This window comes from Leuconostoc sp. XM4, from assembly GCF_055698815.1.
Window position 1 is genome coordinate 1755071 of record NZ_CP134507.1, and the last position, 14853, is coordinate 1769923.

Here is a 14853-nt window from a genome sequence, read left to right on the forward strand (position 1 = left end):
TAACTAACACAGATTACCATACAACCTGCATTTTTCCTTTCAAATTGCTATATGTACACAACCCGATGGGTTGTATTTAATTTACTCTGACAAATGATAATAATATGTTGATACAGAAATATCCTCACGGGCTGCAAACGCTGCACGCAGGCGCAGCGAATTTTGGTTATGCAAAATATTTTGCCATGGTTGTTTTGGTACAAATTGTGGAATTAATACTGTCACTGAATGATTGCGCTTTTTTGCTTGTTTAACTACAGCATCCACAAAGCTCAAAGAGGGCTTAACAATCGATCGATAAGAAGAATGGATATCAACATAACGCACATCAGGAAAATCTAATTTAAATTGGGTTGATGTTTTCAACTCTTTTTTGGGGTTAACATCAAAACTAACATGCATAGCCACTACGTAATCACCAATAGATTGCGCGTAATCAACGGCCTCCATAGTTACCTTCGTAATATTTGAAACTAAAACAATAACTGTTGCGCCGTCGTAATGGTGACGCTCAGCATTATCATTTTTAAGATATTGTAAACGTAATTGTTTACCAATACTCATATAATGATGTTTAATTTTCAAGAACATAAACAAAATCATTGGCATAATGAAAAGGTATGGCCAAACATGTTCAATTCTCGTTGCAAAAAGTGTGATAACTAAAACGGCAGAAATAAAGGCACCAATAAAATTGATAATCGCCTTAACCACCCAATTTTGTGGTTTATTACGCCACCAGTGAATAATCATACCAGATTGCGATAATGTAAACGGTACGAAGACACCAACAGCATATAGTGGAATCAAAGCATCTGTTGACCCATGAAAAATCATGATAAGCACAATTGCACCAAAGGCCAACGATAGAATACCATTAGAATATCCCAACCGATCACCCCTATCCATATAAAGATGTGGGAGATATTTATCACGAGCTAAATTTAATGCAAGCATTGGAAAGGCAGAAAAGCCGGTGTTGGCAGCAACAGCTAAAATCATTGCTGTTGCAAATTGTACAATATAAAAACCAACGTGATAACCACCAAATGTTATCGCAGCAATCTGTGATAATACGGTCGACTTACTATTTGGCGTAATACCTAACCAGTAACTCAAAAATGTGATACCACCAAAGAAAGTCGCCAAAATAACAGCCATTGTTGCTAATGTTGCGGCCGCATGCTTTTCTTTTGGTTTCTTAAAATTAGGTACAGCGTTAGAAATTGCCTCAACACCTGTCAAAGATGATGATCCGCTTGAAAATGCACGCATGAACAAAACCAACGATAAACCACTAAAACTTGTGCCAATTTTTGCGGCTGCATGATATGGCAATTGCCCAGTCAACGCCTGGAACACACCCCAAGCAATCATACTTACCATCACTACAATGAAGAAATAAACCGGTACCATCAAAAAATTAGCGCTTTCACGTAACCCACGTAAATTCATACCTGTTAGCAATAAAACAATAATAATTGACAATGGCACCGTAAAAGGTAGCGTAGCCGGAAAAGCGGCTGTGATCGCATCGGCAGCAGCTGAGGCGGAAACAGCAACAGTCAACATATAATCAACAAGCAATGAGCCACCAGCAATTAACCCCGCTTTTGCGCCCCAATTCTCACTGGCTACTGCATAAGCGCCACCACCTGACGGATAAGCATGGATAATCTGCCGATAACTCATGACAATAGCAGCTAATAATACTAAAACAAGCAATGCAATTGGAATTTGTAACCATAACGCCACTGCACCGGCAGCCAATAAAGCAGTTGTAATTGACTCAGTACCATAGGCTACTGATGACAAAGCGTCAGATGATAAAAGTGCCAGTGCTTTGGTTTTAGATAATGATTGACCACCCTCATCAAGTGTCTTCAACGGTTTCCCAATCAATGTTCGCTTAATATTTTCAAACATATCATTTCTCTCAATACAATTATTTATTACTCAACATATTCTACGCTATTTTGTGTAGTAAAAAAAGCCGTCTATGTGACGACTCGATGACATTTGCATTGATTGTCTGTTTCTAAACTTTAGTTATATTTATACCACATCAAGATGCAAATCGTTCTTCTTGGTTTTACCAAGCTTTTTCAAGACATAGTAGAATACTAGTCCTGCAACAGTTGGTACAACAGCTCCGAAGACGATCATTAGGACAAAACCACGTGGATCTGATGTTGCCAAAGCAATTGGGGCGATGAAACCATTCAAGCCCAACCCAGCGATTGCATAAGGGACCTTGAAGTTGAAGATTCCAACGGCAAATATGGCTGAGACACCTGCAATTAATGCTGGTCCAAATAACAATAAGGGACTTTTTAATAGATTAGGGAATTGCACTTTGGGCGTAACGATGATTTGCGCCAGGTTAGCACCCAAATCGTTTTGCTTCCAACCCATTGCTGTGTACATTACAAATCCTGCCGTTGTACCAACTAATGCGGCACCACCTGATAAGGGATCTAACATAACCGCAATGGCCAAGGCGGCTGATGAAGCCGGTGTCATCAAGAATAGGAACCACACAACAGCAACCACGAATGCCCCTAAGAATGGATTAATCTTCATCGTCGAAGCTAATTCTTCAGATACCCAGTTTAAGAATGGTGTCGTGACAGACGCTGTTGCTAAGCCAAAGAAAGTTCCCGCTAATACGGCACCCAATGGTACTAACATCATATCTAATGGTGTTTTACCTGTTAACCAGTTACCAACAAGTACGGCCAATAGCGCTGCAAGAACAGCGGAAACTGGTTGACCAGATGTCATCACTAGGGAACCTGCAGCTTGATCAGCAACCCAGCCAGTAGCAGTATGTGTTGCTGGTGAAACAGCTGATGTAAAGTAAACAGCGTTTGATCCAACTGTTGCAGCGATTAATGCAGCACCTGTTGTCAGGATATTTGCACGCATCATCATAGCAATACCGACGCCTAGAGCTGGTGCCAACATTTTTTGGCCCATCAACCCAGCCTGGATTAGCGGTGTGTAATGAAAGATATTTCCTATTGATGCCATTAAGAGTCCCATACCAAGGACAGCTAAAATAGCGTTTGAAATTCCTTGTGAAACATCAAAGACAACTTCACTTACTTTACGTGGTTGTTCTTTCATATCACTTACTGTTTTGGCCTCTTCTTTGGCCGGTGTTGTAGACAATGGTGCATCCATGGTCTTATCCTCCTGTATTATCAACAATAATTGCTCTCCCCATAATTATTTGTACAATTATGGTAAAACTATAAGAAAAAAGGAAGCGCTAGATAAACTAGCGCTTCCTAAAGTATGTCGAAAAAATTCAACAACTCCACGCCAGCCTTTCTTCAAGGCTGGCATCAAAAAGTAGACCAACCTCGAAGTCAAATAATAATGACGACGTTGATCTTAATGACTTGTGTGAAGTTAGTTGAACTTAAACTTTTCATAAGAGTTTTTTCCTTTTAGTTAATAAAATTATTATGACATGACAAATGTAAAATGTCAATAGTCTAATTAAATTAATTTAAAACACATTTATAGAAAATGTTTTATTTTTATAAACGTAAACCATTTCCTCTAATTTTAGATATAATAGGTAATACAATTACTTAGGGGGAAGTTACATGAATCTACTAGAAACTATTCAGAAAAGAATACCTTATCGTTATGGTGTTTTGTTAGCGATCATTCTTCTGATTTTTGCTTTAAAACAGTTTATGTCTTTACTGTTATTAACAATTATATTTTCTTACCTAGCTATGAGTGTTGCTAAGCCATTAGCTCATTTTTTGAAAATATCTCGGGCTGTATCAATTGCGTTAGTTTACATTATTTTTATCAGTGTCGTGTCATTAGCCATCCAACACGGTGCTGCTACGCTAATTGAGCAAATCAAGAGTATGATTACTTTGGCCATGAATTGGAATTGGCAAGACAATGCACTGTTGCAAGATGTATACAAAAACGTTAATCAATATACTTCTATGTTTAATAGTAAAGATTTAATTTCTGAGAGTTTATCACAATTAAATCATATTGGACACGTGATTTATCAATTAGTGTTAGCTTTACTATTTAGTTTTATATTTAGTATGACTTATCCAAAATTACGTTTATGGAGCATGAATTTTTTACATAGTCCATTCAAAAAATTTTTTGGTGAGTTTTATATTATCGTCCACCGTTTTATTATTATTTTAGGTAAATTGTTTGAGATCCAACTCATCATTTGTACCATCAATACAGCACTGATGTTCTTAGTGCTATTGTCATTGCATTTCCCCTATTTATTAGGATTTACTATTTTAATTTTCGTGTTGGGATTGATTCCTGTATTTGGGGTCGTTATTTCATTGGTACCTTTGACTATCACTGCTTTTATTATTGGTGATTGGGATACCGTGATCATCATTGTAGTTGCTGTTGCTTTAATACATCTGTTCGAGTCTTACTTCCTACATCCTCACCTAATGTCTCAGAAAACACACATGCCAATTTTAATTATCTTATTAAACTTAATTATCATGGAACATTTTTTTGGTGTCTGGGGGCTAATTATTGGATTGCCCATTTTGACTTTCTTACTTGATTTTTTCCAAATACAAAAATTCAATCATTAAAAAAGATGAATCGCAAGATTCATCTTTTTTGTTCATTAAATATTAGCAGTCCTATTCTTTAATTGTTGAACCGCCTTATTGATTTCATAAATATCATCTGGGCTAGTACGGCAACAACCACCTATTAAACAAGCACCTGCTTCATACCAAGTGGGTACTAGTTCGGACCAGTTTATCGGACCATGATCGGTAACCCATCTCTTACTTATTGGATCATATGTGTCACCCGCGTTTGGATAAACGATTATTTTCTTTTTTGTGTATGGTACTATATTATGAAGTGCTTTTATAATATTTTCAGGAGCCGTACAATTCACACCTATCGCTCGAATTTGTTCATTCTGATTAAAATAAGAAATCACTTCTTTTAAAGATGTTCCATCCCACAAATGTTCTCCCAATTCCGTTGAAAATGACAAAAAAATAGGTATTTTTGAAAACTCAGTACTTATTAGGTTGACGACTGCTTTGGCCTCTTCAAAATTAGGCATTGTTTCTAATAATAAAACATCTACACTATCCTTAACTAGACGACTAACACGCTCCCGATGAAAATCTTTATATTCTGACTGAGAAAGCTGGTAGTCCCCCGTGTATTCCGCGCCATTCGACAAGTATGCACCATACGGTCCTACGGAACCTGCAATCAATCCACTCTCATGTTTTTGGTTTGAATCAATTAAGGCTTCCTTGGCCAAATCAACGGCTAAATCAATTAGTTCATACCCTCTTAATTGATCACCGTTTGGAGATGGTATGTGTACTTGATAAGTATCAGTAATCGCCAATTGCGCACCAGCATTAAAATAACTTTTATGAATATCACGCACAATTCCTGGATTCTGAATCAATGCTGAGGCTGACCATAAGTTGTTATTAACTTCAACATGCTTTTTTTCTAATTCACTTCCCAAACCACCATCTAATGTTACAATATTATTTTCAATAATATTATCTACTTTTGTCATTTATCAACAACCTGCCTTATTTTAGAATTTGCTGTTTTAACTAATTGGTGTTTCGGCCACCATTTAAAACGAATATAGTAATAAACATAGACACCCAACACAAATGGTATTGACCAGATTAGTGCATCTCTTTGGTTAGGATCAAAAATTACTAAAATGACAGAAAGTGATGAACCAATAAAACCAGCTAATGGTAATGCTGGGTACGCCCATTTAGGATACCGCAGTTCATTGATACGGTCTTCCTTTTTTAAAAGCCGATAGTACTTGAAATGTGACCACGCAATAGCAATCCAGACAAACACGACAGCCAAACCGGAAATCGAAACTAAAATTAAATATAACGAACCTGCAGCTACAAAACTTGAAAAGAGTGCCAACAATCCACCTGCCAAACTTGCTATTAGCGCCGCAACAGGAATACCATTTCTATTGGTTCTTTCAAAAACTGGACTGATTAAGTTTTCATGACTCAAAGACCACAACATACGAGTTGATGCATATAAGCCCGAATTAGCCATAGACAATATACCCGTCAAGATAACAAAATTCATAATATCGGCAGCGTACGGTACTCCTACCATACTGAATACCGTAACGAATGGGCTCTCCGTCAGACCAGCTTTTTCATAAGGAATAATCGCCGCTAGAATAGTAATACTGCCAATAAAGAATACTACTTGTCGCCACCAAACAGCTTTTATGGCTTTTGGAATGGCTTTTTCCGGGTTAACGGCCTCCCCTGCTGTGATACCCATTAATTCTGTACCACTAAAAGCAAAATTAACAGCTAACATGGTTGTAAATACTGCACCGATCCCATTAGGAAATGCACCATGACTAAAAATATTCTGAAAACCGACTGGTGTTTTCGTATTTGTGTGCACAATACCTGTTAAAATCGACACGCCAATAAATAAGAAAACAATAATAGCTACAACTTTGATAGCTGCTAACCAGTACTCACTTTCACCAAATATTTTTACTGAGAAAACATTACTGAGTAAAATAATAAGAATAAATAAACCTGAAAATGCCCATACTGGGACATGCGGAAACCAACGTTGCATAATTATTCCAGAAGCCGTAAATTCAGACCCCAATGCAATGGTCCATGTTAACCAATATGAGATGGCCACTAAAAATCCAGTTGCTGGACCAATTAACTTTTGAGCATGGTAGTGAAAGGCGCCTGTTTGTGGCATAGCTATAGATAGTTCAGCAACACTTAACATAATCAAATAAACTAGAGCAGCGCCGATAGTATAAGCTAAAATTGTACCCAATGCTCCGGCAGTATGAATTGTGTAAGCTGAGGATAAAAATAGCCCAGTTCCAATACCACTGGCTAAACCTATCATTTGTATTTGTCTTGCACTCATAGCACGTTTTAATGTTGTCTTCGTCATGAATATTTTCCTTATTATAAATAAAAGCTTCTGTAATGTAATTTTATTGTTAAACCATAAGGCGTTCATCAAGATTAGTTCATTGCTGTTTTACCGATTTTTTTAATCATCACTTAACTACTAGATATCTCAGAAAAGACTAAATTACGCGCATCTTCCAGATTTTGCAATGCTTCAATGGTTTGCTTTTCATTACGTGTTTTCAAACCGCAATCTGGATTGACCCAGAACTGATTATGATCAATAACTTTCAAGCCACGGCGGATATTGTCCGCAATTTCTGCAACTGAAGGAATACGAGGTGAATGAATGTCATAAACACCTAACCCAATTTGCTTATCATAATGTGCATCTTCAAAAGCTGAAATAATTTCACCATGTGAACGTGAAGTTTCAATGGAAATCACATCAGCGTCTAATCCAGAAATAGTGCTGATAATATCCTCAAAATCTGAATAGCACATGTGTGTGTGAATCTGCGTCTCATCACGCACACCGGTTGTGGTGATTTTAAATGAATAAATTGCTTCGTCCAAATAATCTTGCCAATTACGTTGTTTCAATGGTAGCCCTTCACGCAAAGCTGGTTCATCTACTTGAATAATCTTAATACCAGCCTTTTCCAAATTAATAACTTCTTGACGCAAAGATAAGGCAATCTGATTCTGAACTGTAGCCCGTGGGATATCATCACGCACAAATGACCAATTAATGATTGTTAATGGCGCAGTTAACATCCCCTTCACGGGTTTATTAGTTTGTGCTTGTGCAAAAGCTGACTCCTTCACAGTAATGGGCTCAACATAATCAACATCTCCAAAAATAACTGGTGGGCGAACACCACGTGAGCCATAAGATTGAACCCAGCCATTTTGTGTGGCAAAGAAACCAGCCAGTTTTTGTCCAAAGTATTCCACCATATCCGTACGCTCAAATTCGCCATGGACCAGAACATCTAGATCAATATCTTCTTGTAGCTGTATCCAACGCTTGGTTTCTGATTCAATGAAATCATTGTATTGTTCATCAGACAGTTCACCCTTACGCCAGGCTGCACGCTTAGCTCGTACATCGGCTGATTGCGGGAATGATCCAATTGTAGTTGTTGGCAACAATGGCAGGTGCAAACTGGCTTGTTGCTTCTTAGAACGTTCTGCATACTTTGAATCGCGCTCGAACCGTTCTTGTGATAAATGTTGTATGGCTTCTTGCACTACTTTGTTATTCCGAGCTTGTGAACTATTCAATGCCTCCAGAGCAGCGGCATTCTGTTCAAATATTGCCGTCACGTCATCGCCATTCAACTTTTTAGTTAAAGCAACTAACTCTTGCACTTTCTCGTCAGCAAATGCTAACCCACCAAACAGTTCAGGACTTGCCTTAGTTTCATACTTTTTAGTAATGGGTACATGAAGCAACGTATTGGAAGGCTGTAACCATAGTTTTGGTGCTAGCGTACGTAGTTCTTCAGCAAAATTAGCTTTTTCTTGCAGATTAGCCGTCCAAACGTTGTGCCCATCAATTATTCCTGCTGCTAATATTTTGTCTTCTGGAAATCCAAACTTGCGAATATTATCGAAATTTTCACCGTGACCATGAACGAAATCTAATCCGATTGCTTGGACGGGTAATTTAGTGACTGCCTGATAAGGATCAATTGAATCAAAATACGTTTGCAATTCAATGTTTAATTGCGGTGCCACCTCATTCAAATACTCAGTAGCACGGCGATATGGCTCCACGTCAGCTTCATCCGCTACTTTGACTAGCGTGGGTTCGTCTAGTTGGACCCATGTCACACCAGCTGCTTGTAGTTCCTTAAATACTTGTCCATAGAGTGGTAAAATTTGTTCTAATAATTGATTAATGTCAGATGAAGCAGATACATATTCGCCTCTCAACTTACCAAGCTTAATCAATGTCACAGGACCAACAATGACAGGCTTACCATTGACATCTAATTCATCTTTAGCTTCCTGCCAATACTTTAGCCAGCGATTTTCTAACAAACGTGGGGTTGTATTATCAAATTCAGGAACCGTGTAGTGATAATTGATATTAAACCACTTTGTCATATCTGCAGCCACATTGTCTTTGTTCCCACGAGCCACTGCAAAATATTCATCTAACGTTAAGGGACGATCATAACTACCAAACCGAGTGGGAATTAAGTTAAAAGCAGCTATCGTATCTAATACATGGTCGTAGTTTGAATTGTCCGCGACAGGAACAATATCCAAACCAAATTCAATTTGTTTTTTTAAATTAATTAAACGTAGTTTCTTAGCAGTTTCATTAAACTGCGCTTCACCTATTTTACCTTGCCAATAAGATTCAAGTAGTTTTTTCCACTCACGGTGTTCGCCTAGTCGTGGATAACCTAAGTTTGATGATTTTACTGTATTTGTCATGTTTTTCTCCTCGTTTTAAATAAGCTGGTAATTGACAAATAACTTCATTTAAACCGATCAACAGAACCACTACCGGTAAGAAAAACAGCCGTTAGAATTTTATTAGCATGCAAGTAATAGACTTTTCGACATGTTACTTTCATGAGCTTCTTCTTTCGTTTATTGCATCAAAGCGTTAATATTTTTGATTGAATGTGCCTATTAATTTCTGGCAACATTATCTTCAAAACATTTGGTTGATTCATCGCATACAAATGAATACCGTCAACCCCATGATCTAACAAATCATGGATTTGCTCCAATGCATATTCAATTCCAGCCTGTTGCAAGGCTTCTGGTTGATCTTCATATTTATGAACAATCTTTGCCAAGCGTGCCGGTAAAGATGAACCAATCATATAAGTGATACGTTCGACTTGCGCACGACTAATGATAGGTAAAATACCAGCAGAAACTGGTACCTTAATATAATTTTCCTTCAGTGCCTCTTGCATGTTATAGAAAACGCCATTATCGAAAAATAGCTGAGAAATTAGAAATTCTGTACCACTAATTACTTTTTCTTTAACCCCAGTTACACTAATTCCTGTCGTTGGATTATCAACATGTCCTTCTGGATAAATTGCTGCACCAATATCAAACCGTCCGTCTTTTTTAATCTCTTTAATTAGATCTTTTGCAAACGGATAATATTCATTCACATAATCTTTTGTCGGTGTGTCACCGCGAAGTGCAAATATGTTTTCAACGCCCGCTACGCTTATCTTTTCAAGATTTCCCTTTAAACTACTCGGTGTTTGGTTAATACCAGTGAGATTGTGTAAAGCTGTTATACCGCAATTCCTTTCGATATATTCCGCAATCTCTTTGGTCCTTTTATGATTACTACCGCCGCCTGCACCGTATGTCACACTAATATAATCAACGCCAGTTTCTTTTGGATTTACTTCTTGTAACGTTTTATACAAAGCGTGTAGTCCATCTTCTGTTTTTGGCGGAAATATTTCAAAAGACAGCACTGGAGCTGACTTCTTTTTATAAATGTCCGTAATTCTAGTCATAGATATCCTCTCAATTTTTACTACCAAATCAGTGAAAATTGAGTTAATATAACCGCATCAACGGCCCCACTGCCATTTAAATAAACTGCCGTCGTCATTTTATCAGTGTGTAAATAATAAATTGTTTGATTATTTACGCGCACAATCTTCTCTCCTTGCTAATTAAACTCACCTTAGCAAACTCTCTACTCTTAAAACATAAAAAATCCCGCAATCCGAAAAAATTCAAGATTGCGGGACGATTCCTCGTGTTACCACCCGTTATTCGTATGCTTTGTTGCACACCTTAACTTCAGTCTTCCAATACAGGATTAGAAAACCAAAACAGCTATAACGGGCTTTCCCGGCCATAGTTTACGTCGCTTTGATTTCAAAAATCATACCACGCTCACTAAAGCGAAACTCCAAGACCATCTTCATGATATGACATTACCTGTTTTCACCAAACACAGGCTCTCTATAAATGCATCAATCACTACTTATCTTTTCTTCGTATAAAACTATTCAATCTTTGCCACAAATGAATCAAACAATTCTTGAGCATCTGGATTGTCCATCAATAACATTTCTGGATGCCACTGTACTGCATAAATACGTCGTGAGTCATCAGAAAATGCCTCTACAACGTTATCTGAACTCGTGGCGTCCAGCTTCAACCCATCTGCCAATCTTTTCACTGCTTGATGATGAAAAGAATTAACAAGTGATTTTTCATCAAAAATATCACTCAACCAACTTTGACGTTGCAATACTAAATGGTGTGTTGGTACATACCATTTTGTCGGATATTGATTATGCTTTACTGACAAACCGTCATACTGACTACCTAAATCTTGGTACAAGGTGCCACCCAGTGTAACATTAATAATTTGCAATCCACGACAAATACCGAGAATTGGTTTTTCTTGTTTAAGCGCTTCGATTACCAGCGCCACTTCAAAAGCATCACGTCGAGCATCAGTTTCATGTAAATTAATATGTGGATCTTCACCAAAATACACTGGTGAAACATCTTGACCGCCTGCTAATAACAAAGCATCAACTGAATCGATGTATGCCTTAGCCAACTTTATATCACCAATTGGAAACACGATAGGTAGCGCATTCGCACCGCTAATACCATCAATATAATTTTTTTGGATATAATCGACATAATTGGTGCCAAAATGAGCATTCGCATGAACAAGATTATTACTTGGTATACCTATTTTTTTCATCTTTGCACTCACTTTGCATACTTATAGTTCTGATAACCAATTAAAGGATAATCTAAGTTTTTAACCGATGAGCGTAATAAATGAACATTGGATACTTGATACAATGGCGTAACACCATTTAAATCATTATTCAACTTGGCTGCTTGTTGTTCCAACTTATAACGGGCGTCATTGGCCTCATGTTGCTCAGAAACCTTGTTGATAATCTTCTCATATTCCGAATTAGTCCAATTTGTAAAATTAATTGCCCCCTTCGAATAAGCTATATCCAAGAAATCAATGGGATCATTATAATCTGTTGACCATGTTAAAGTTCCAGCCTGAAAATCATGACTCTCAAAGGCGGAAATTTCAGCATTTAATGGCAATTGCTTTAGGTTAATTGTAACATCAGGCAACGTTGCTTCAATACTCTGTTTCAAGTAAACACCTAATGCCTTATAAGCATCGGTATCAGCTGTATTAAGCGTAATTGTAATTTTTTGTTGATTTAATTCTGATTGCGCTTGTTTCAAATACTTTTGAGCCAATGCCTTGTTATAAGGTAGTGACAAGTTCGCATTGAAATCTTTACCGTCTACTTTTACTTCACCACTTGGCACAATTGATTTGGCAGGTGTTGAACCATCAGCCAACGCTGATTTTGTTAACTCCTTGCGGTTTATTGCTAAACTCAAAGCTCGCTTGAGATTTGTATTGCTGACTGTCTTATCATCAGCATTCCAAACAATAAACGCCACACGTCCCTTTTGTGTTGATTTAATATCAGTAGCATGGCTCTTCTTCAAATCCGTTAAAATACCACCAGATATTTCTGCTTCGTCGACCTTCTTTGCTAGATATTGTTTAGAAGCTAGCGTTGCATCAGTGACTTGAGTAGCCTTAATGGTATCATAATGAACATTTTTAGCGTCAGCATAATACTTATTTTTGACAAATTCCCAAGTCGTCGATGATTGATTCCATTTTTTTATCGTATAAGCACCATTTGAGACACTCGTCTCAGCTGTTTGGCCATACTTGCTACCATACTCTTTTAGTTTATCTGAATTAATTGGATACAGTTGGTTAGCCAATATAAAATTAAAATAAGGGACTGGATGAGATAGTTCGATTTTCACCGTGTATTTGTCTGGTGCACTAATACCAAGCTTATTAACGTTTTCTTTATTATTATATACAGAATCATAACCAGCAATATCTTTAAAATGGTTAGCACGAGTAGATTTTGTAACTGGATTTACTTGACGTTTAACTGAATTAACAAAATCAGATGCCGTTACTTGTGAGCCATCAGACCACTTTTGGTTCTTCTTGAGCTTAATTGTATAAACCTTATTACCTTGGGTTGGTTGAACTATTTTTTGAGCGACCCCCGGAATAATTTTGCCATTAGCAGATGTTGTATAAAGCCCCTCAAGTGTTTGCACTTCTGCCCAATTCGCACCAACTTGATCAGCTAGATTGGGATCCAATGTTGAGATGTTGTTTTGAACAGCAACTCTTAACGTATGACCTTTCGCTGATTTTGACGGACGTGTTGCAGCATAAATGCCAGCAACTGCGATAACAGCTACTGCACCAATGACTATTTTTTTATTCATATTCTCTCGCTCCCAAATACATTAATAGTGTCATTTTAACATGCCTATGACTTAATAAAAGCAATAATCACTATCAAATGCTGTTAAATCTCTCCCATAGTAGTAAACACTACTTATTTAACATATGATAACGCTTCATCTAAAGCGTTAATTAAATCATCTACATTTTCAATACCAATTGAAATACGTATCAAATCCGGTGTAATACCTGCTGCTTGCAGCTGCTCATCATTTAACTGGGCGTGTGTTGTTGATTTTGGATGAATAATCAAAGACTTAGCATCCCCAACATTAGCCAATAACGAGAAGATATCTAAGTTATTTATCAATGTTTCTGCACCAGCTTCGCCAGCTTTTAAGCCAAATGTGAAAATCGATCCAACACCGTTCTTAAAGTATTTGTCAGCGAGTGGCTTGTATGGAGAATCATCTAATTCTGGATAACTGACCCAAGCCACTTTGTCATTATTATTCAAGTAAGAAACAATTTTACGTGTGTTTTCTACATGGCGCTCAACACGCAAGGATAGTGTCTCTAATCCTTGCAGCAGATAAAACGCTGATTGTGGTGATAATGTTGCCCCTGTATCACGTAAATGTTCTGCACGGATTTTAGTTACAAATGCGCCACCTTTTAGATCAGACCAAACAATACCGTTGTACGATGGTGTTGGCGTGGTGAAATCAGGATAGCGTCCTGAGGCCTCGTAATCGAAATCTCCTTTTTCAATCACTACCCCACCCAATGTTGTACCATGTCCACCAATAAACTTAGTGGCTGAATGAACAACTACATCAATGCCGTATTCCAGCGGACGAGTCAAAAATGGTGTCGCAAAAGTAGAATCCACAATAGAAATAATACCATGTTTTTTCGCAATTGCTGCAACGGCTTCAAAATCAATAATATTTATTTTTGGATTTCCTAAGCTTTCGAAGAAAATAACTTTTGTATTATCTTGAATGGCCTTTTCAAAATTTTCAGGATCATCTGGGTCAACAAATGTTGTATCAATAGATAATTTCTTCAATGTTTCTGAAAACAACTCGACCGTGCCACCATATAGCGTTGATGCGGCAACAATATGATCGCCAGCTCCAGCAACATTCAATATTGCAGCGGTAATTGCCGCTGCACCAGAAGCTAACGATATAGCCGCTGTACCACCTTCGAGCGCTGCAACTCTTGCTTCAAAAGCTGAATTTGTTGGATTGGTTAACCGCCCATAAATATTGCCAGCATCTGTTAAAGCAAATCGCCCAGCAGCTTGTTTAGCATCCTTAAAGACAAAAGAAGTTGTCTGATAAATTGGTACAGCACGCGCACCTGTCGCTGAATCTGGCTCTTCTTGGCCAGCATGAAGTTGTAGTGTTTCAAATGCGTATTTTTTTTCTGGATTAGTCATAGAATATTTTCCTCATGTAAGTTATTTTTATGCAACATTTAATACAATTATTACTGATACCACATTCGTGTTTGCACTAAACCACAACCAAGAAGTGTACTTAATGCTCGTGTTGTCTCAAAAAATCGATTAGGCGTTGTTGCTTGCATTTTTCTACTCCTTAC

At 37.6% G+C, this 14853-nt stretch carries 11 protein-coding genes and 1 other annotated feature; of the genes, 1 reads left to right on the forward strand and 10 read right to left on the reverse strand.

Translation table 11 applies throughout. The features are described 5' to 3' along the window. Positions 1-81: 81 nt before the first annotated feature. Positions 82-1926, reverse strand: a complete 1845-nt coding sequence (locus RHP64_RS08895; protein ID WP_025268478.1) for an APC family permease — start codon at positions 1924-1926, stop codon at positions 82-84. 129 nt (positions 1927-2055) lie between these two features. Then, positions 2056-3186 carry a PTS sugar transporter subunit IIC gene (locus RHP64_RS08900; RefSeq protein ID WP_011680387.1) on the reverse strand — a complete coding sequence of 377 codons (1131 nt, stop codon included), beginning with the start codon at positions 3184-3186 and terminating at the stop codon, positions 2056-2058. A gap of 431 nt (positions 3187-3617) precedes the next feature. Between RHP64_RS08900 and RHP64_RS08905 the strand changes: the two genes are divergently transcribed. Then, positions 3618-4613 carry an AI-2E family transporter gene (locus RHP64_RS08905; RefSeq protein ID WP_061515081.1) on the forward strand — a complete coding sequence of 332 codons (996 nt, stop codon included), beginning with the start codon at positions 3618-3620 and terminating at the stop codon, positions 4611-4613. A 35-nt stretch (positions 4614-4648) separates the two neighbouring features. On the opposite strand, the gene mmuM is transcribed toward RHP64_RS08905, so the two are convergent. From mmuM to RHP64_RS08945, 8 genes are all read right to left on the reverse strand, one after another. Beyond that, positions 4649-5581, reverse strand: a complete 933-nt coding sequence (gene mmuM, locus RHP64_RS08910; RefSeq protein WP_061515082.1) for a homocysteine S-methyltransferase — start codon at positions 5579-5581, stop codon at positions 4649-4651. After that, positions 5578-6990: an amino acid permease gene (locus RHP64_RS08915; protein ID WP_025268480.1), complete on the reverse strand. Its 1413-nt coding sequence runs from the start codon at positions 6988-6990 to the stop codon at positions 5578-5580. Before RHP64_RS08915 ends, mmuM begins: the two co-directional genes overlap by 4 nt. Before the next feature lie 113 nt (positions 6991-7103). Beyond that, entirely contained in the window at positions 7104-9401 is a 2298-nt protein-coding gene (gene metE / locus RHP64_RS08920; RefSeq protein WP_025268481.1) for a 5-methyltetrahydropteroyltriglutamate--homocysteine S-methyltransferase, read from the reverse strand. A 167-nt stretch (positions 9402-9568) separates the two neighbouring features. Continuing rightward, a complete protein-coding gene (locus RHP64_RS08925) occupies positions 9569-10462 on the reverse strand; it encodes a methylenetetrahydrofolate reductase (RefSeq protein WP_002815819.1) in 894 nt (297 codons plus the stop codon). A 20-nt stretch (positions 10463-10482) separates the two neighbouring features. After that, complete coding sequence (locus RHP64_RS08930; RefSeq protein WP_002815820.1) at positions 10483-10605, reverse strand: hypothetical protein; 123 nt, start codon at positions 10603-10605, stop codon at positions 10483-10485. Between the two features lie 88 nt (positions 10606-10693). Further along, positions 10694-10962, reverse strand: a binding site (T-box leader). Then, positions 10963-11679 (reverse strand): gamma-glutamyl-gamma-aminobutyrate hydrolase family protein, encoded by a 717-nt coding sequence (locus tag RHP64_RS08935; protein WP_014325112.1) that lies wholly within the window; start codon positions 11677-11679, stop codon positions 10963-10965. It lies immediately after the preceding feature. A gap of 8 nt (positions 11680-11687) precedes the next feature. After that, entirely contained in the window at positions 11688-13283 is a 1596-nt protein-coding gene (locus RHP64_RS08940; RefSeq protein WP_025268482.1) for a peptide ABC transporter substrate-binding protein, read from the reverse strand. Positions 13284-13396: 113 nt separating this feature from the next. Then, on the reverse strand, positions 13397-14689 hold the full coding sequence (locus RHP64_RS08945; RefSeq protein ID WP_014325114.1) for an O-acetylhomoserine aminocarboxypropyltransferase/cysteine synthase family protein: 1293 nt from the start codon (positions 14687-14689) through the stop codon (positions 13397-13399). Positions 14690-14853 lie beyond the last annotated feature (164 nt).